Annotated in this window: 17 protein-coding genes; all 17 read left to right on the forward strand. The window is 39.6% G+C overall.

Annotated features, from left to right (window positions below; genetic code table 11):
* Window positions 1–10: 10 nt before the first annotated feature.
* The 17 genes from PM3016_RS02915 (at window position 11) to PM3016_RS02985 (ending at window position 19,272) form a co-directional block, all read left to right on the forward strand.
* Window positions 11–1,237 (forward strand): ABC transporter ATP-binding protein, encoded by a 1,227-nt coding sequence (locus tag PM3016_RS02915; protein WP_014368367.1) that lies wholly within the window; start codon window positions 11–13, stop codon window positions 1,235–1,237.
* A 2-nt stretch (window positions 1,238–1,239) separates the two neighbouring features.
* Window positions 1,240–2,733 carry a class I SAM-dependent methyltransferase gene (locus PM3016_RS36695; RefSeq protein ID WP_014368368.1) on the forward strand — a complete coding sequence of 498 codons (1,494 nt, stop codon included), beginning with the start codon at window positions 1,240–1,242 and terminating at the stop codon, window positions 2,731–2,733.
* Between the two features lie 34 nt (window positions 2,734–2,767).
* A complete protein-coding gene (locus PM3016_RS02925; RefSeq protein WP_014368369.1) occupies window positions 2,768–6,601 on the forward strand; it encodes a glycosyltransferase in 3,834 nt (1,277 codons plus the stop codon).
* A 64-nt stretch (window positions 6,602–6,665) separates the two neighbouring features.
* A complete protein-coding gene (locus PM3016_RS02930) occupies window positions 6,666–7,595 on the forward strand; it encodes an NAD-dependent epimerase/dehydratase family protein (protein ID WP_014368370.1) in 930 nt (309 codons plus the stop codon).
* Window positions 7,596–8,612: a glycosyltransferase family 2 protein gene (locus PM3016_RS36980; protein WP_202948959.1), complete on the forward strand. Its 1,017-nt coding sequence runs from the start codon at window positions 7,596–7,598 to the stop codon at window positions 8,610–8,612. It begins immediately after the preceding gene.
* A 7-nt stretch (window positions 8,613–8,619) separates the two neighbouring features.
* The gene (gene rfbC / locus PM3016_RS02940; protein WP_014368372.1) at window positions 8,620–9,168 is read left to right on the forward strand and encodes a dTDP-4-dehydrorhamnose 3,5-epimerase; all 549 of its coding nucleotides are present in this window, start codon (window positions 8,620–8,622) and stop codon (window positions 9,166–9,168) included.
* A gap of 17 nt (window positions 9,169–9,185) precedes the next feature.
* Complete coding sequence (gene rfbB, locus PM3016_RS02945) at window positions 9,186–10,202, forward strand: dTDP-glucose 4,6-dehydratase (RefSeq protein ID WP_014368373.1); 1,017 nt, start codon at window positions 9,186–9,188, stop codon at window positions 10,200–10,202.
* A gap of 3 nt (window positions 10,203–10,205) precedes the next feature.
* A complete protein-coding gene (rfbD, locus tag PM3016_RS02950) occupies window positions 10,206–11,057 on the forward strand; it encodes a dTDP-4-dehydrorhamnose reductase (protein WP_014368374.1) in 852 nt (283 codons plus the stop codon).
* On the forward strand, window positions 11,054–11,581 hold the full coding sequence (locus PM3016_RS41045; RefSeq protein WP_014368375.1) for a glycosyltransferase: 528 nt from the start codon (window positions 11,054–11,056) through the stop codon (window positions 11,579–11,581). Before rfbD ends, PM3016_RS41045 begins: the two co-directional genes overlap by 4 nt.
* Before the next feature lie 19 nt (window positions 11,582–11,600).
* Entirely contained in the window at window positions 11,601–11,831 is a 231-nt protein-coding gene (locus PM3016_RS41050; RefSeq protein WP_014368376.1) for a glycosyltransferase family 2 protein, read from the forward strand.
* A 191-nt stretch (window positions 11,832–12,022) separates the two neighbouring features.
* Window positions 12,023–12,886, forward strand: coding sequence for a glycosyltransferase family 2 protein (locus tag PM3016_RS02960; RefSeq protein WP_014368377.1), 864 nt, complete (start codon window positions 12,023–12,025; stop codon window positions 12,884–12,886).
* Between the two features lie 7 nt (window positions 12,887–12,893).
* Entirely contained in the window at window positions 12,894–14,300 is a 1,407-nt protein-coding gene (locus PM3016_RS02965; RefSeq protein WP_014368378.1) for an undecaprenyl-phosphate glucose phosphotransferase, read from the forward strand.
* A gap of 87 nt (window positions 14,301–14,387) precedes the next feature.
* Window positions 14,388–16,307 carry a DUF2142 domain-containing protein gene (locus tag PM3016_RS02970; protein ID WP_014368379.1) on the forward strand — a complete coding sequence of 640 codons (1,920 nt, stop codon included), beginning with the start codon at window positions 14,388–14,390 and terminating at the stop codon, window positions 16,305–16,307.
* Window positions 16,308–16,360: 53 nt separating this feature from the next.
* Complete coding sequence (locus tag PM3016_RS02975; protein ID WP_014368380.1) at window positions 16,361–17,068, forward strand: glycosyltransferase family 2 protein; 708 nt, start codon at window positions 16,361–16,363, stop codon at window positions 17,066–17,068.
* Window positions 17,069–17,070: 2 nt separating this feature from the next.
* Window positions 17,071–17,412, forward strand: coding sequence for a DUF2304 domain-containing protein (locus PM3016_RS02980; protein ID WP_041619021.1), 342 nt, complete (start codon window positions 17,071–17,073; stop codon window positions 17,410–17,412).
* The gene (locus tag PM3016_RS36985; RefSeq protein ID WP_081484299.1) at window positions 17,405–17,740 is read left to right on the forward strand and encodes an EamA family transporter; all 336 of its coding nucleotides are present in this window, start codon (window positions 17,405–17,407) and stop codon (window positions 17,738–17,740) included. Before PM3016_RS02980 ends, PM3016_RS36985 begins: the two co-directional genes overlap by 8 nt.
* A gap of 131 nt (window positions 17,741–17,871) precedes the next feature.
* Entirely contained in the window at window positions 17,872–19,272 is a 1,401-nt protein-coding gene (locus tag PM3016_RS02985) for an outer membrane lipoprotein-sorting protein (RefSeq protein WP_014368381.1), read from the forward strand.
* Window positions 19,273–19,464: the final 192 nt, after the last annotated feature.

The following is a 19,464-nucleotide window of genomic DNA, read 5'->3' on the forward strand; positions in this document are numbered from 1 at the left end:
GTTGTTATACATGGATAACAACGTAGCTATAGAAGTTAAAAACGTTACGAAAACATATAAACTATACAAGAAACATAGCGATCGATTTAAAGAAGCTTTGAGTCCGTTTAGAAAAAATTATCACACTAATTTTTATGCTTTAAATGACATTTCATTTAAAGTGAGACGTGGGGAAATCATAGGTATTATTGGGAAGAACGGTTCTGGTAAATCGACAGTGTTAAAAATCATTACGGGAGTTCTTTCTCCAACTGAGGGGAAAGTTGATGTGAATGGAAAGATATCGGCATTACTTGAACTTGGAGCGGGTTTCAATGGTGAATATACTGGTATAGAAAATATTTATTTAAATGGATTGATGCTTGGTTTTAGTAGGGAGGAAATGCAGAAAAAAATAGATTCCATTATTGATTTTGCCGAAATTGGTGAATTTATTAATCAACCAGTAAAGTCTTACTCAAGTGGAATGTTTGCTAGGCTTGCATTTTCAGTGGCAATAAATGTAGATCCGGATATTTTAATAGTTGATGAAGCCTTAGCTGTGGGCGATTTAAAGTTTCAATTGAAATGCATGGAGAAGTTTAACGAGTTCAGGGTACGTGGAAAAACTATTTTATTTGTTTCGCATGATATTAACAGCATTAAAAGATATTGTAACAGGGTAGTTTGGATTAATGAGGGTAGAATGATCGCAGAAGGGGATGCTGAAAGGCTATGTGATAAGTATACCGATTATCTAAAATATGGGAAAATTATGCTAAGTGAAGAGGGGGAGGGAGTTGTTGACAACTCGTCAAACTTACAGTTACGCTCTGATATAATAGGATACATAGAGAGTGTAAAGATTTTTGATAGTGAAATGAATCAACTGGAAGAAGTTCAACATGGAAATGACGTTTATGTTCACATAGATTTTTTTATGAATCGGACAGATATAAAAAGTATAGTAATTGGTTTAGCTATCCATACTATAGATGACTTTTATGTTTGTGGATTAAACTCCTTGCTTGATAACATGGATATTGACTATAAATTTGGGAAAAACACGATTATTGTTAAATACAAAGATTTTAACTTGTTAGGTGGGACTTACTATTTTGATGCGGCTTTATTTGAAAGTAATGCGCACGTGCCAATAGATTATAAAGCTAAGATAAAAACTTTCTTTGTCGAAGCTCCTTATAAAGGAGAAGGTCTATGTATTATTCCGCATGAATGGTCTATGAAAGGAGACTAACGTTGAAATACGATTTTGAATTAGAATTGCATGAGGTCAACTCCCTCTCCTTGATTAGTAAAAAAATTAAACCCGGTTCTTATGTATTGGAGTTTGGTCCTGCTACAGGGAGGTTAACAAGGTACCTAAAACAGCATTTGGAGTGTAGAATCGATATAGTTGAAATAGATAAAGAATCTGCAGATTTAGCCATTCCTTATGTAAATGATGCTGTAATAGGTAATATCGAAGATTACGAATGGTATCAAAAATTTATTAGTAGGTGTTATGATCATATTATATTCGCTGATGTGCTAGAGCACTTGATTGATCCAGTTAAAGCTTTAAAGAAAGCAGCTTCATTGTTGAATGAAAATGGAACAATTCTGATATCAGTACCAAATATTGCCCACAATAGTGTTATTATTGATCTTTTGAATAATAAATTCCGGTATAAGGATATTGGGTTACTGGACGAAACTCATGTGAAATTCTTTACTTATGAAAATTTGTTGAATACTATTGAACAAACTGGTTTACGAGTATTACACGAGCAGGCTGTATATAAGAAAGTCGAAGAAACTGAGTTTGATAATTTTTATGACCAAGTACCAACGCCTGTAGGGAAATTTCTGAAAAACCGTCCTTATTCAGAAGTGTATCAATTTGTTTTTGAGCTTGGTAATAAAACGCATGAAGCAGTTCAGACATTGAAAAATATTAAGGATCATTTTAATTGTTACATATCTCAATTATATGTGGATGTAGGACAAGGTTTTACTGAGGGTCAATGTGCAATAAAAGAAATTCGGCCTAATATAAAAGAATTAGTGTTTTCTGTTGATAGTTTTAATGGAATCAAACAATTTAGATTCGATCCGATTAATACAAATGCTATCATTAGAATAAATAAAATCGCCGTGATGGATATAAACGAGCGCTTCTATGAAGTAAGTGATTTTGTTACTAATGCGGCTTATCAATTAAGGGATATTTTTGTTTTCGCGACCGAAGACCCTCAAGTTTATTTTACCGCCCCCTTAGAAAATGATATTTCTAAAATCATTATTAAAATAGATATCCTGGAACTGGAATATGAAAACAACATATTTTGGCTAACATTGTTGAATGATATAAAAACGGAAGAACTGAAATTAGCTTCTGAGGCTGTTTTTTTAAAAAGTAATGTTGAGGATTTAAAAAGAGAAAAGATTGCTTTAACAACTGACCTCCAGGATAAAGATCGAGAGATAGAAGGGTTAGTCTCAAGGCTGCATGAATTAGAACGAGAAAAGAAAGAAGCTTTGAGTAAAATAGAAGCTGCTGAAAAAAATATTGAGAGTTTACGTATTGAACTAGACCATTATAATGAATCACTCGTGAAATTAAATAAAGAAAATGTGAAAGTGAAAGAGCAAAATGCTGACCTTAATGTTCGTCTGGATGAGCTGATGAATAGTAAGGGATGGAAAGCAGTTCAAAAATTAAGAAAAATCAAGAGCAGTTTTCTAAAATGAACTTTTTTCTTTAGTAAGGAAGGGGAACTTTTTAATGTCTATCGATAAAGTAAGAGAGGCTCTTGGTAATATTTTTGGACGTAATAAAAAAAGGTGGCTTTTTAGAAAAGATGTAGAGCCTTTTGTGAATGATATACAAAACGTCGAATTTGATCAGGATGTTTTCCTGCCTAAAGATTCTATAAAACCTGCTATCTTTACTTTTCACTTGGATGCAAATTTTAGATTTTTAAAAGTAGCATTCCATATAGTAAGCAGAACTAATGAAGGGAAAATAAAGTTATCTAACAAAGCTGGTAGGGATTTTGATTTAGGTTCATTTCAAGACTTCAGTGTGCCCTATTATTGTAAATTTCCATACCAAACAAATGAGCTTATCTTAAGTCTTCAATCCGAAGAGGCATTTAAGATCAATCAACTAGAATTTATAGCAATTACATCATTAGAATATAAGTTAATGAAATTAAAACAGTACATTATTAAATTTAGGAGGATTCTGCAAAAGCAGCCTCACCTAATAAATAGATTTAAAGAAGAATACAAAAAAAATGGATTAGGATTTGCTGTTAAAAAAGTAAAAGAAAAGCTATACAAAAATGAAATTAATTCTAATGTAATCGTAATGCAAGACAAGGTACGTATATCCAGCAAGAACAAAGATAATCAAATACTTTTTGTTTCCCATAATGCACAAAAAGCCGGTGCCTCACTTCTTGCTTTAAATATAGTAAGAACATTAAATAATTATTACAAAAAAGAAGTAACAATTTTATTAATGCAGGGCGGACCGAATGAATCAGAATTTTCGAAATACGGGACCGTTTATAACTTAAATCAAAACTCTCTTTCATATATTGAAAATGAAAAGGAGGTCGAGAATTTATTAATTCATTTTAAAGATAATGGTATTAAAGAATGTATAACAAATACCGTTGTTTCAGGTGTTTTAACAAGAACATTGAATAAGCTTAATATACAAACAATATCATTAATACATGAACTCCCAACTTCAATCAAAACATATAACTACATTCAAGGTGCGGAATATATCTCAAAATATTCAAACAAAATTGTGTTTCCAAATCGATTTGTGGAAGAAAAGTTTGTTGAGGAGTTTGTAGTTGATTCTGATAAAATGGTTATTAAATCTCAAGGATTATACAGTAAGAATAGTAATGATTATGATAAAATCAAATCTAAAAAGCAACTCTGTGATCTGTTAAATATACCTCATAATGTGAATATCGTTTTAGGTTGTGGTTATGCCGATTTAAGAAAAGGTATTGATCTATTTTTCTCTGTAGCTAAAAAAGTCGTGCAGCAAAAGGGAAAAGAAAACTATCATTTTGTTTGGCTCGGAGAAACAGATCCAGTTTTAAAAAATTGGTTATTACATGATGCAAGTACTTTAGACATTCAGTCTAATATACATTTTATGGGTTTTGTTGATCAGCCATTATTTGTTTTTGCCGCGGCGGATATATTCTTGCTTACTTCAAGAGAAGATCCTTTTCCGACTGTCGCCATGGAGGCGATAGATAATGGTACACCAGTTCTGGCTTTTCTTGAGGCAGGTGGAATACCCGAACTAATTGAAAAAATCGGTGGTAATTCCATTCCTTACTTAAATGTAGATAAGATGGCCGAGGAAACAATTAACCTTTTGGAAAATAGCGTAGAATATAGTCTGCTGTCGACCAAAGGGAAAGAGATAGTAACTGCCGATTATAACCATGAAGAATATGTGAAATTCTTGCTTATGACCCTAGGAAGTGGGCTTGATGAGTATGAGAAGAAAAGTAAGTTTTTGAAGGAAAGGCCTTATAAAGTTTCGGTTATTATACCGAATTATAATTATGAGAAATTTCTTCCGGAACGCTTATATTCTATTATTGGACAGACCTACACTCCCGATGAAATAATATTTCTAGATGATGTCTCTAAGGATAATAGCATACAAGTCGCAGAAGAAATATTAAAAAGCAGTTCGATTCCCTTCAGAATAATAAGAAATAATGTGAATGTAGGCTGCTTTGGTCAATGGATTAAAGGTATTGATACGTCCAGAGGAGATATAGTATGGATTGCTGAGGCAGATGATGTATGCGAGGTTAACTTTCTTGAAACATTGTTGCCAGAGTTCATGGACCAGGAAGTGAACTTGGTGTATAGTCAATCTCAAATCATCGATGAACATTCAAATAAAATTGATTTTCAGTATACACAGTATACGGATGATTTATCTATCACTAAGTGGAGATCACCATATAAAGTTGATGGACAACTTGAAGTCGTTGAAGGTCTTGGTATCAAAAACACAATTCCAAATGCAAGTGCAGTTCTGATGAGAAAGTCGGCATTATCAGGAATTGAGGATGTTTTAGCTCATTATAAAATTGCCGGTGACTGGCTCGGATATTTGTATGTATTAAGACGTGGAAAGATTTCTTTTAATCCAACGGTATTGAATTATCATCGAAGACATACACAAAGTATAATTAGTGTAAAAGAACAAAGCACAGATCTCTATAAGGAAATGATCGCTGTAAAAAAGTTTATTTCCGATAACTTTTATCTTCCCGCAGAACTACAGGATCGGTTCTTAATGCATATTGAGAATGAGTACAGCAGGCTTGGTTGTAAAGGGTATTCAAGTAAAAGTATATATGAAAATCCCGAGATTGCTGCAGAGTATGAAGAATTAAAAAAGGGACTTGAAGAGAAGATTAAGAGCATCAATTATCTTCAAGAGAAGAGAAAAATCTTGTTTGTTACTCCTGATTTAGGAGTTGGCGGCGGCCAAATGTTAGTTATAAGGCTCGCTAACTATTTTTCAATGTTCCAAGAAGTTTATATTTATAATAGTCGGCCCTGGATAATTGATGAACAAATGGTTAAGATGATATCCTCAAAAGTTAACATCTTACATAGTTCAGGTGATCCGCAAGAATTGAAGCAATACATTATTTCTGAAAATATTATGGTGGTTAATTCACATATCTGGTGGTCTGATAAAACGGCATTTCATGCTATCAAGGATCTTAATGAAGTGAATTGGATAATTTCCATGCATGGATGTTATGAGGCTTTGTTAAGGCAGCCTGAAATAGATCGTGACTTTAAACAAGTCGTTAGTCAGATGTTAAATAGGGCTAACACCATTATTTATGCCACTGAGAAGAATGCAGAAATTTTTAATACGGTAGATATAGAACGCTCTAAAACCCGCAAGGTATACTATGGATATCAGCTTCAGAGTATTCCTTCTAAAGATAGAATGCTTTTAGGTATTAATGAAAATGATTTTGTGTTTGGCTTGATTTCAAGAGCTATAAAAGAAAAGGGCTGGGAAGAAAGTATTCAAGCAGCAATGTTGTTGCATAAGGAATACCCTGACATGCATTTAATATTGGTCGGTCAAGGAGAATATGCCGATTCACTGAAAGAAAAGTATAAACAATACAATCAGATTCACTTTATTAATCAATTTAATGCACCGTCAGAATGGATTGGGTGGTTGCAAATTTTTGACGTAGCTTTGCTTCCCACTTATTTTGTATCAGAGAGCTTGCCTAACTCGGTTATAGAGTATTTGGCATATAACAAACCGGTTATTGCCACAGATATAGGTGATATAAAATATATGATTCATTCTGAGGAATATAATAAGGATGCAGGCATTCTTCTATCTTTAGATTCCGAAGGTAAAGTTGATGTTAATGACTTAACTAGATCAATGAAACTGATGATGGATGACAGCGATAAATTTAATGAGTATAAATTTAATACTCGGCTCTTATTTGAGCAATTTGCCATGCACGATTTCGCAAGTAATTATTTTAATTTTTTCACCCGTACAAAAAAGTAAAGGGATGGCCTAATGGCCATCTTGGTTACTTCAGATCTGCTGATGAAAAAAACGGAGGCTAGATATGGTAGGAAATAGGTGTTTACTTCTGGGGGGAGGAGGGTTTATTGGGCAAAATTTGACAGAATTATTGTTGGACTTTGGGTATAGTGTGACTGTTTTCGATAGAAATCTTGAAAGCAAATGCGTACCCCTACTAAAGAAAGTTGCTTATATTGAAGGAGACTTTTTTCAACAAGAGCATTATGCTGAGCTACTTCGTAATCAGGATTTTGTGATTCATCTTATTAGTAGTGTAGGTCCTTCATCTTCTATGAATTTTGCCAATAAACCTTATGAACAGGACGTATTAAAATCAATACAATTACTTGATGATTGTCGTAAGGCAGGAATTAATAGGGTGATTTTTCTTTCATCAGGGGGCACGGTCTATGGCCAAAGAATAGAACAATCTATTCTGAAAGAAGATGTTGATATTACAAATCCTATCAATCACTATGGTATTATGAAACTGACTATCGAAAAGATAGTACTTATGTACAATGAACTATACAATATGGAGAATATTGTGCTTAGGGTTGCTAATCCCTATGGAAAGGGTCAAAATACAAATAAAAAAATAGGTGCAGTTTCAATATTTCTAGATAATATACTTAATAATCGTCCAATTAATTTATATGGTGTGGGTGATACCGTTAGAGATTACATTGATGTTAGCGACGTATGTGAAGGTATCAGAGCTGCAATAAATTATCAAATAAATGATGTGATTGTACCCATATTTAATATTGGTACAGGTAAGGGTTATTCTTTGGTAGATGTCATAAGACTAATCGAAGAAGTCACTCAAAAAAAGGCAAGCATTGTGTTCGAAGAAAAAAGGGCGATTGATGTTATGTATAATGTTCTTGACCCTTTAAAGTCAGAAAAGCAGCTTGGCTTTAAGGCGAATACTTTACTAAGTGAGGGTATTCGTAAGTTATATGCAAATTGAATGACGTTAAAAAATTTTCCGAATGCCGAGGTTGATATGCTTGTTTCAATAGTAATACCAAATTACAACGGTAAGAAATATATCAAAACATGCCTCGAGTCAATAAAAAAACAAACATACAAAGATTTTGAAGTTATTTTTGTTGATAATGGCTCTTCGGATGGAAGTGTGGACTACGTCAAAGCACACTACCCGGAAATACTTTTGATAACATTGGAAGAAAACTTTGGGTTTAGCATCGCTGTTAATAGAGGAATTGAAAAAGCACAAGGCGATTATGTAGTTTTATTAAATACTGATACTGAGGCGACAGATAATTGGCTTTACGAATTAGTGACATGTGTAACATCAAACAGTAAGATATTTTCATGCGCAAGTAAAATGCTTCAATATTATGATAAGGACAAAATTGATGATGCTGGTGATTTTTACAGTATCCTTGGATGGGCATATCAGGATGGTCATGATGAATCTGCAAGTTTATATACAGAAGATCGTTATATTTTTAGTAGTTGTGCTGGTGCAGCAATTTATAGAAAAAGCCTTTTTGAAAAAGTTGGTTTATTTGATGAAAGATTCTTTGCTTATTTAGAAGATGTTGATATAGGATACCGTGCACAAATTGAAGGTTACTTCAATTATTTTTGTAGCAAAGCAATAATTTATCATATTGGTAGTGCTACCTCAGGGGGAGGATACAGCCCATTTAAGGTGAAACTTTCCTCTAGAAATAACCTTTACCTAATTTACAAAAATATGCCTTTAATACAGATTGTTTTGAATATTCCATTTATATTGATAGGTATCATTATAAAGTACTTATTTTTTCGTAGGAAAAATTTAGGTATTGCCTATAAAGAAGGGTTAATAGAGGGACTAAAAACGCTGAAATCTGTTAATAAAAAATCTTTCAAACTAAAAGATATAGGAAAGCTAATTAAAATTCAGTACTGGCTCACGGGTTATACATTGAAATACGCATATCGTAAACTAAGATTTTTTCAAAGGAGTAATTAGTGATCCGATGAGAATTATCGAAACTAAAATAGCTGAGCTTTTAATAATTGAACCGGATGTTTTCAAGGATATTAGGGGCTTCTTCATGGAAACGTTCAGTGCCCAGAAGCTGAAAGAAGCAGGTTTAGAATATCCCTTCGTACAAGACAACCACTCTCTCTCCGTTGAAGCGGGTGTGCTTCGCGGTCTGCATTATCAGTTGAATCCCAAAGCCCAAACGAAGCTTGTTCGTGTAGCGGCCGGGGCTATCTATGATGTGGCAGTGGATATTCGTAAAAACTCCCCAACCTATGGTCAGTGGGTTGGTGTCATTTTGAGCGCAGAAAATAAACGTCAACTGCTGGTTCCTCAGGGGTTTGCTCACGGATTCTGTACTTTGGTGCCTAACACGGAAGTATTGTACAAGGTGGACCAGTACTACTCGCCTGAGCATGACCGGGGCATCGCGTGGAACGATCCGGCTCTAGGAATCGACTGGCCGGTATCCAAACCAGTGCTGTCGGACAAGGACGGGAAGCACCCGCTTCTTGCCGACGCTGAAAACAACTTCGAATAACGGAGGCTCATTCTTTTATGAAAGTTCTTGTAACCGGCGGAGCCGGCTTTATCGGCAGTAACTTCGTGATCTATATGCTCAATAAATATCCTTCGTACCAAATCATCAACGTGGACGCTTTAACCTATGCAGGGAACCTGGAGAATCTGACAGCGGTTCAGGATAACCCGAATTATACCTTTGCCAAAGGGGATATTGCGGATTCTGCGTTCGTGGAAGGTCTGTTCCAAGACGGGATCGACGTAGTAGTTAACTTCGCGGCAGAATCTCACGTAGACCGGAGTATTCTGGATCCTCAGATTTTTACGAAGACAAATGTACTAGGAACTCAGGTTCTTTTGGATGCGGCAAAGAAGCACGAAGTAAAGAAATTTGTCCAAGTTTCTACAGATGAGGTGTACGGATCCCTGGGGGAAACAGGCCTTTTCACGGAGACTACCCCACTGGCGCCCAACAGCCCATACTCCGCAAGCAAGGCTGGCGGGGATCTGATCGTGCGTGCTTATCACGAGACGTATGGTATGAATGTGAACATTACGCGCTGTTCGAACAACTATGGACCGTATCAATTCCCCGAGAAGTTGATCCCTCTGATGATTGCCAATGCCCTGAACGACAAGCAGCTCCCGGTCTATGGGGATGGCCTTAACATCCGTGACTGGCTGTACGTAGAAGATCACTGCAGCGCGATCGACCTGGTTATGCACGACGGTGTGAGCGGCGAAGTATATAACATTGGCGGCAACAACGAGCGTACCAATATCCAAATCGTGAAAACGATCCTGGAACAGCTGGGCAAGCCTGAATCCCTGATTACCTATGTTCAAGACAGATTGGGTCATGACCGCAGATACGGCATTGATGCAGCGAAGATTACGAACGAACTGGGCTGGAAGCCGAAGTATCACTTTGAATCCGGAATCAAAGCTACGATTGCCTGGTACTTGGACAACAAAGAATGGTGGCAGCGGATCCAGTCAGGGGCCTATCAAGAGTACTACAACCGTCAGTATGCTTCGAGATTGGGGAACTAGAACATGAAGGTACTGGTTACCGGGGCGAATGGCCAGTTGGGGCAAGATGTTGCAACTTTGTTTGCTGAGCAGCACGAGGTGCGGGGGCTTGGTCGTGCGCAGCTTGATATTACAAACCTGGAGCAATGCCTGGAGCAGGTAGAGTCTTTCCGTCCGGATGTTATCATTCACTGTGCCGCATACACAGCGGTTGACCAAGCAGAGAGCGATGTTGATGGAGCCTACCTGGTCAACGCGGTAGGCACACGCAATATGGCTGCAGCCGCAGAGAAGGTCGGCAGCAAGCTCTGTTATATCAGCACGGATTACGTATTTGATGGCAAGGGCACTTCGCCATACAGGGAGTACGATAAGACCAACCCGTCCGGAATCTACGGGAAGTCCAAGGAGGCCGGAGAGCAGCTCGCCATGTCCTTGTGCTCCCGCTATTTTATCGTACGTACGTCCTGGGTTTATGGATTGCATGGGAATAATTTCGTAAAAACGATGCTGAAGCTCTCGGAGGATAGGGATCGGTTGAAGGTAGTACATGATCAAATCGGTTCTCCTACATTTACTGAGGATTTGGCCGGCTTCCTGCTGGCTCTGGTGAATACGGAGAAATATGGGATCTATCATGCTTCGAATTCCGGCATCTGCTCTTGGTATGAGTTTGCTAAAGCCATCTTCGAAGAGAGCGGGAAAGCAACAATCGTCGAACCGTGTACAACGGATGAGTTCCCACGACCGGCGCCGCGGCCGTCCTATTCTGTTATGGACCACTTGTCCATCCGTACTAATGGATTCAACGAGATTCGTCCTTGGCGGGAAGCGTTGATCGATTTCTTGCAAAAGTATGGACAGGTCAAAGCATGAAAAAAGTAAATGTGCATATCGTTACCTATAATAGTCAGGATGATATTGCGGAGTGTCTGATGGCTGTTTTGGAGAAGACGTATCCCCTTCATCAGATTATGGTGATCGATAATCAATCACAGGACAACACGGTCCAAGTACTCCATAGGCTTCAAGACCGAGGAATCACGGTGTTTGCCAATAAGGAGAACAACGGGTTTGCCGGTGGGCATAATCAGGCGATTCGCATGGCCGATCCTGAGGTGGATTACTATCTTGTACTGAATCCGGATGTCAAATTGCATCCGGATTATGTTGTTTCTCTGGTTGAGGCCATAGAAAAGGACCCTGCGATTGGAAGTGCAACAGGTATGCTGGTGTTCACCGAAAACCCAACGGTTATCGATAGTACGGGCCTGCGTATCAATAAAGCCAGGAGAGCCTTCGATCGGGGACAAGGGGAAGCTGCGGATCGCTGGAATCTAGGAGATGAGGTATTCGGCGTTTCCGGGGCAGCAGCGTTCTATTCCAAAAGAAGACGTTGATGTGGCTTGGAGAAGCCGTGTGCTGGGGTGGAAAGCCCTCTATGTACCGGAGGCCAAGGGGTTTCATCGCCGCGGCTGGAAGAAGGGCTCCCGAGGGGCGATCCCGCTTCGGATTCGGCGCTATTCTTACATCAACCGATATAAAATGATGCTGAAAAACGACCGGCTGCTCGAATTCCTGAAACAATGCATTCCGCTGCTGATGTATGAGCTTCCAAGCTTACTTTACTTCCTTGTGAGAGAACCCTAGGTGTTTGGAGCATGGAAATCAGTTTGGGGGAAGTGGAGTGAGATTCGACGGAAAAGGGCATACATCCAAAGCAGAAGGAAGTCGGAATGGAAAGAGATTTATAGATATTTTGAGTAATGGCCCTGCGTTCCACTCTTCCTAGTATTTCATGATATAATACAACTATATGTCATGCTATGTGGAGAAGTTTAATGGACTTGAGTATTATTATTCTTAACTATAACACACGTGAATTAACGCTTCAGTGTCTGGAATCCGTTTATCAATCGCAAGGCTGCAGTTTAGAAGTCATCGTGGTGGACAATGCTTCAAAAGATGATTCGGTTGCAACTATTGGGAGAGAATATCCGTCAGTTACATTGGTAGCCAACTCAGCTAATGTCGGGTACTCCAAAGGGAACAATCAGGGGATGCTTTTAGCTAAAGGGCGGTATATTCTTCTACTGAATTCCGATACTGTCATCGAGCGGGATACGCTTAAGATTATGGTCGATTTGATGGACAAAAACCCGCGCTTCGGTGCGGCAGGCTGCAAAATCGTACTGCCTGACGGTTCCTTGGACAAAGCGTGCAAACGAGGCTTTCCTACACCTTCGGCTTCCTTTTATTATGCATTCGGGATCTCCAAATTGTTCCCCAAATCGGCTAAATTCAATCAGTATCAGTTGAGTCATCTGGATCCTGATGAGGAATATCCGGTGGATTGTCTCGTCGGTGCTTTCATGATGGTTCGAAAAGAGGCCATTGAGCAGGTAGGCATGCTGGATGAGGAATTTTTTATGTATGGCGAGGATATTGACTGGTGCTATAGAATAAAGCAGGCTGGATGGGAGATTTATTACTACCCCAGAACGCAGATCATTCATTACAAGGGCGCGAGCAGTCGCCGTAAGCCATTTAAGATCATTTATGAATTCCATAGAGCCATGTTTCTTTTCCATAAAAAACACTTTCAGCGTAAGTATTCTTTCGTGACTAACGGGTTGGTTTACGCTGGAATCAGCATAAAATTAATACTATCCATATTGATGAACCGGTTCGGGTCTGTGAGGTGAGAAAAGAGTGGTTAGACAAAGCCAAGGCTTTTTGTCCCAATTATACGCACTAACGGATTTTCTATGTATTCAGATCGTCTTTCTGTTTTCTTGGTGGTTGAAATTCAAAAGCGGCTGGATCCCGCATGAGAACCCGCTGCCTATCGAAATGTATGCCTTGTGGAGCATGGTCTATGGCGCTGTCGCCATCTTTCTCAGCTACTTCTCGAATTTTTATACACCAAAACGGAAAAAGAGGTTCTCATACGAGCTCTTCACCATTATACAAATCAATGTCGTCAGCCTGCTGATTTTGCTCAGCTTCTTGTTTATTTTTAAAGAAATAGATATTTCCCGTTCTTACCTGCTGCTGTATTTGGTATCCAATATTCTTGCTATTAGTTTTTACCGATACACACTGAAGATATCGCTTAAGAAATTTAGACAAAAAGGCTACAACAAGCAGTTTGTTCTTATTTTGGGAGCGGGATCACTGGGCAAACGGTTTTATGCCAACCTGAATCGGCATCCGGAACTCGGATATGAGGTTGTAGGCTTTCTGGATGATTTCCAGAAGGAGCATGAACCGGGGTTTGAGAATTACAAGCCTATCGTAGGCCAGATCACTGAGTTGGAAGTCATTCTGCAGAATCTGCTTGTGGATGAGGTCATCATTGCGCTGCCGCTGAATGCCCATCACAAGTACGGCAAGATTATTAATATCTGCGAGAAGGCCGGCGTCAAAACCTTGATTATCCCGGATTATTTTGATTATCTGCCATCCAAGCCTTATTTCGATAACTTTGCGGGTATGCCGCTCATCAACGTGCGCGATATTCCCTTGGATGAGTTCCGCAACCGTTTCTTAAAACGCGCCTTCGATATTATCTTCTCCCTCGCGGCGATTCTTATGACGCTGCCGCTGCTGGTGTTGATCGCGATTGGCGTTAAGCTCACTTCGCCGGGGCCGGTGATCTTCAAGCAGGAGCGTGTCGGGCTGAACCGACGGACGTTCATGATGTATAAGTTCCGCTCGATGCGGGTGCAGACGGATGGTACATCCGATACGGGGTGGACGACGGAGAATGACCCGAGGAAGACGAAGTTCGGTACGTTCCTGCGCAAGACGAGTCTGGATGAGCTGCCGCAGTTCTTCAATGTACTCTTTGGTCACATGAGTGTCGTGGGCCCACGTCCGGAGCGGCCGTACTTCGTGGAACAGTTTAAGGAAGAGATCCCGAAATATATGGTCAAACACCACATCCGCCCTGGCATTACCGGGTGGGCGCAGTCCAATGGCCTGCGTGGGGATACCTCCATTGAAGACCGGATCAAGTATGATATCTTTTATATCGAGAATTGGAGCTTCCTCTTCGATATTAAGATCATCTGGAAGACGATCGTCAATGGCTTCGTCAATAAGAACGCTTATTAGTAGTATTGATCTAGGGCCATCTAGCATTAATGATGGCCCTTCATGTACAATTTGACTTTGATCCTATACATAAGGTGCGGGGTAAACTTGAATAAGAAAATAATATTTGGTGTTTTAATGCTTTTTCTGGCTTGCTTGGTTGAGATATTTGCGTTTAATTATAAATATTTTTCGTTTCCCTCTAGAGATACAATTAATATTCAGCCTGACGAAATTATTCTTAAAGACTTTGATGTGCTTTCCCCCGGCGTTTATAAATCAGTATCTAATGACCCCTGGATAGAAAATAAAATAAATAAGACAATCTACTCTATAGAGCTCAAAGCAGAGTATCCCAATAATTCTATCTTGCAGTTTTATTTTAAAGAACAAAATAACACTTCTTATAGTGAGAATAACTCCGAAAAGCTAATAACAGATAAAAACAAACAGACATACTCAATAGTGTTAAAAACACCTAAAAAAATTGAAGATTTACGAATTGATCTCACTGACAAAGCCGACACAGTAATTCATTTAAAATCTATCAAACTCAATTCGATACCTCTATTTGATTTTAATATTTTAAGATTTATTATAATTATTACAACTGAACTTATCTGCCTCTTATTATTTTTATTCATAAAAACAAGAACTGCTAAAAATTTAGTTGAAAGAATGAAACCACACCATATTTTCCTCATTGCTTCATTTGTGTTTGGGAGCGCTTGGTTGGTATTGGTTCCTCCTTTCCAAGCAGCTGATGAATTTTTTCACTTTTATCGTTCGTATGAAATATCAGAGGGGAACTTTGTTAGTCAAAAATTGAAGGGGCAAGTAGGAAACTATCTCCCAAAGTCAATAAAAGACTTCGAGGTTGCAATCGGTGCACATACCATCACACGTAATTATCAAAATAAAGAAGATATTAATAATATAAAGAAAGCTTCAATGATATACCCATCTGTTGAACGAGAATTCATTAATTTTTCTGCAGCATCAGTTTATCATCCCATAGTATATTTACCCCAAGCCATTGGGATAAAATTAGGGAGGGGGTTTAATCTTAGTCTGTTGTCAATGTTTTATCTTGGAAGATTGATGAATTTAATAGTTTATATTTGTATAACCTATTTAGCCATTCGTTTACTTCCAAAACTTAAATATGGGCTATTGTTGCTAGCAGTAATGCCTATGACTATTAATCAAGCTGCTTCTTTAAGTGCTGATGCATTAACAAACGCTATTTTATTTTTATTTATTGCATATATTATGTATTTAACATTTGATAATAGAGTTCAATATATTTCAAAAAAACAATTCTTCCTACTGTTGTTTGTTGTAATTATTGTAGCAGCCTCCAAAAATGCTTACTTTTTTTTCTGTTTTTTAATTCTTATCATTCCAGTAAAAAAGATGAGAACCTTTAAGCAATTTATTATTAGTATATCAACTATCATTATTGCTTGTGTTACCGTAGTCCTGTCGTGGGCATTTATTGTAAAAGGTCTTAATATAACTTTTCCTAATGATCCAAGAGTACAACTGGAATCAATATTATATAATCCGTATCTATTTATTGGTAAGTTAATCAATACTTTTATAGAATTTGACTATCTATATGTTCAGTTTTTCGGAGTATTTGGTTGGGGAGAGACAGCAGCTCCTTATTTTGCAGCTATAATATTTGTAATTTTATTGGTGTCTAATCTAGTTAGTGAAATGAAGAATAATACTAGTAGTGAGAACAATGTAAAGCAAGGAATAGTTCTGTTATTTATTGGTATTTTATCCACAGTAGTTATTCAATCGATGCTCTATCTAACATGGACTCAAGAGAATGGAAATGTTATTTATGGATTGCAGGGAAGGTATTTTATTCCTATTATACTTATTATGATGTACTCATTTTATTTATTAGCTCCAATATTAAAAAAAATAAATAAGCAGTATATCTATATACTATTAATATTCATTATTTTACTAGTTTCTTTGGACAAAGTACTTAGGAGATTTTGGCTGTTGTAGGATATGGTTTGGTAATATTTGGGTTATAATTCTGAAATGGGGATTGAATAACGGTGATAAAAAATAGAACCTTAGTTATTATTCCTGCTTATAATGAGGAAAAAAGCATCGCTCATGTTATTGGAGAGATCCAGCATTACGTACCGACCGCTGACGTTGTGGTAGTTAATGATGGATCAAAGGACCGTACAGCGGAAGTAGCTAAATGGGCGGGGGCTAAAGTGATTACCATGCCTTTTAATGTGGGGATTGGTGGGGGAATGCAGACCGGTTACCTATACGCTCAAAGGAATGGCTACGATTATGCGGTCCAAATTGATGCCGATGGTCAGCACAATGCTGCAGACCTGCCAAAGCTTTTGAAGGCGGCTGAAAATAATGACCTTGTGATTGGATCGCGTTATGTCACAAAGACAGCTTACAGTTCAACTCTTATGAGAAGAATTGGAATGATCTTCTTCTCAAATGTCGTAACCATGCTTACTCACCAGAAATTTACGGATACTACAAGTGGCTATAGGGTAGCTAACAAAAAAGTAATAGACCTTTATTGTAACTACTATCCTATGGATTATCCGGAAGTAGAGGCTATTGTGTATCTAAAGTATAAAGGCTGCACTCTTCACGAAGTCTCAACGGAAATGCGTAATCGTATGGAAGGGGAAAGCTCAATAAATGCATTTAAGTCTGTCTATTACATGTTTAAAGTAACCTTGTCTCTGTTCATGAATGCATTGCGGTTTTCTAAAGCGAGGGTTTAGCGATGAGTGTTTACACATTATCAATTATATTTTCAATTTTGTTTCTACTAGTAATTCTTGATATGGTACGTAGGCAAAAGTTAAAAGAGCAATATTCTTTACTTTGGATATTGTTTGGGATTGTTCTTTTTATTATTTCAATAAATGTAAAATTGGTCGAAGTAGTGGCCGCAATGCTTGGTGTATTATACGCACCTGCTCTTATTTTCCTATTCGGTTTACTATTTTGCTTTGTCTTTATTCTTCATTTAACTATGGTTATATCTAAATTGACAGACAGAGTTCTAAGGCTTAGTCAAGCTGTCGCTATTATGGAACAAGAAAGAAAATTAGAAAATGACTAATTACCTTATTTTATTGGGCAATATTTTGCTCCTGGTTACTGGACAGATTTTATTTAAACTAGGCATTCAAAAAATTGGCCCATTGAACTTATGGAAGGCAATTTTTTCGCCTTATATTCTAAGTGGACTAGCTTTATACGGGGTTGCTACAGCATTATGGTTTGTTGTATTAAGTAGAATGAACCTAAGTGTAGCATACCCTTTGCAAAGTCTAGCTTATGTTCTGGGATTACTGGCTGCTTATTTTGTATTTGGAGAAGTCATCACGGTTTCCAAATGGGTTGGTGTAGCGGCAATTTTATTTGGTTCATATATGATAGCCAGGTAACTAATTTAACTCCTCCAACCAACGGTTGCAGGAGTTTTTTCTTTGTACCCCTTGTCTGCATATTGGGCCAAGTCCCCACATAGACATGTTATCAGATGGAATCTTGACTATGGCGTGGAGGGGATGAAGGGATGCGTCGGTATACATGGGTAGTCGCCCTTGTGATGTTGTGTATGGCCTTGGTGGTGACCGGCTGCGGGAAGAAGGATGCGGGTTCGATCGTGAAGGATTTGGACAAGGTGGTCGGCAGCATGAAGAGCTATCATGCCAAAGGGGTCATGAAGCTCAATACGAGTGCGGAAGCGCAGGAGTATGAGGTGGAAGTGTGCTTCCAGGCAGAATCGTATTATCGGATCTCGCTGACCAACGCGAAGAAGGATATTACCCAGATCGTACTGCGCAACGATGACGGCGTTTTTGTACTGACACCTCATCTGAACAAAAGCTTCCGCTTCCAGAGCGATTGGCCGAACAATCAGGGACAAGTCTATCTGTACCAGTCGCTTGTAGAAAGCATTGTAAACGATACGGACCGCCAGTTCGCAGAGGATGAGAAAGCGTACGTGTTCGATGTAGCGGCGAACTATCAGAACAGCTCGCTGGTACGCCAGAAGATCTGGCTGGATAAGAAGACGTATCAGCCGCAGCATGTGGAAGTATCGGATGCGAGCGCGAATGTCATGGTGGAGCTGAACTTCAGCGAATTCCAGTTTGACGCGAAGTTTGATAAAGCGCAGTTCGATATGCAGCACAACATGACCGGCTGGCAGATGAAGACCCTGCCGACGATGAAGCATGAGGAGGCAGGGAAGGAAAAGGCCGGCGAGGCTGCCGGCAGCACATCGGCGGCGGGCGGCACTTCGGCGAACGGAGTAACGGGTACAGCAGGTGCGACAGGTGCGACGGGCGGCTCGAACGCAGCCGGCAAAGGCGCTGAGGGCGCCGCAGCGAGCGGTACGGCAGCTGCCGGCACCAGCGGAGCCGCAGCAGGCAGCACCGCGGCAGAAGGCGCCCACGGCGCCGCTGGGGCCGCTGACACGCACGGCACGGCAGCCGCCGGTGCGGGCACGGCAGGCCAAGCCGCCGCAGGCGCGGCGGGCCAGGGCACGGCCCCAGCGGCCACCGGCACAGCCGGCCCGGCAGCCGATACCGGAGCCGGATCCAGCGCTGCGGGCTCCACGGCGAAGCAGACGGCATCGTTCGGCGTGATTGAGCCGCACTACCTGCCGAGCGGCGTGAAGCGCCAGGACATGACCGAGGTCAAGCTCGGCGAAGACAAAGCGGTGATGCTGCGCTACTCCGGCAAGTACAACTTCACGCTGCTCGAGTCGCGTCCGACGACCAAGGAAGTGTCCTACCTGCCGGGCGATGTGCTTGACCTCGGATTCACGCTGGGCGTGGTCACCGGGGATGCGAAGAAGATGCTCGTGTGGACCTCCGAGGGCGTGGAATTCCGCCTCTCGACAGCGGATCTGCCGCAGGATGAGATGATCAAGGTTGCCCAGGCGGTTCAGGGTGAATTGGGCAAATAAATAACCTATTGGAAGGGTTTCACGGTGCATCCTCTCCGGAATTACCAATTTCTACGTTGACAGGTTGCCGTGGAACGGATTAACATGGGTTTAGCGATTGACCATCCAGGGAAGCTCTCTCCGGGACGCCTAACAGGCCCCCGAAGGGTGGCTTCCCTGGGTTTTGTAAGATCTATTGAGGCAGAAGAAGGT

Source organism: Paenibacillus mucilaginosus 3016 (genome assembly GCF_000250655.1).
Taxonomy (GTDB): Bacteria; Bacillota; Bacilli; order Paenibacillales; family NBRC-103111; genus Paenibacillus_G; species Paenibacillus_G mucilaginosus.

Bases quoted from the DNA above. Each gene is read 5' to 3' on its own strand.
- PM3016_RS02925 (WP_014368369.1), top strand. From the start codon at position 2,768: ATGTCTATCGATAAAGTAAGAGAGGCTCTTGGTAATATTTTTGGACGT.
- PM3016_RS02960 (WP_014368377.1), top strand. From the start codon at position 12,023: ATGGACTTGAGTATTATTATTCTTAACTATAACACACGTGAATTAACG.
- PM3016_RS02985 (WP_014368381.1), top strand. From the start codon at position 17,872: ATGCGTCGGTATACATGGGTAGTCGCCCTTGTGATGTTGTGTATGGCC.
- PM3016_RS02980 (WP_041619021.1), top strand. From the start codon at position 17,071: ATGAGTGTTTACACATTATCAATTATATTTTCAATTTTGTTTCTACTA.
- rfbC (WP_014368372.1), top strand. From the start codon at position 8,620: ATGAGAATTATCGAAACTAAAATAGCTGAGCTTTTAATAATTGAACCG.
- PM3016_RS02915 (WP_014368367.1), top strand. From the start codon at position 11: ATGGATAACAACGTAGCTATAGAAGTTAAAAACGTTACGAAAACATAT.
- PM3016_RS36980 (WP_202948959.1), top strand. From the start codon at position 7,596: ATGACGTTAAAAAATTTTCCGAATGCCGAGGTTGATATGCTTGTTTCA.
- rfbD (WP_014368374.1), top strand. From the start codon at position 10,206: ATGAAGGTACTGGTTACCGGGGCGAATGGCCAGTTGGGGCAAGATGTT.
- PM3016_RS02930 (WP_014368370.1), top strand. From the start codon at position 6,666: ATGGTAGGAAATAGGTGTTTACTTCTGGGGGGAGGAGGGTTTATTGGG.
- PM3016_RS41045 (WP_014368375.1), top strand. From the start codon at position 11,054: ATGAAAAAAGTAAATGTGCATATCGTTACCTATAATAGTCAGGATGAT.
- PM3016_RS36985 (WP_081484299.1), top strand. From the start codon at position 17,405: ATGACTAATTACCTTATTTTATTGGGCAATATTTTGCTCCTGGTTACT.
- rfbB (WP_014368373.1), top strand. From the start codon at position 9,186: ATGAAAGTTCTTGTAACCGGCGGAGCCGGCTTTATCGGCAGTAACTTC.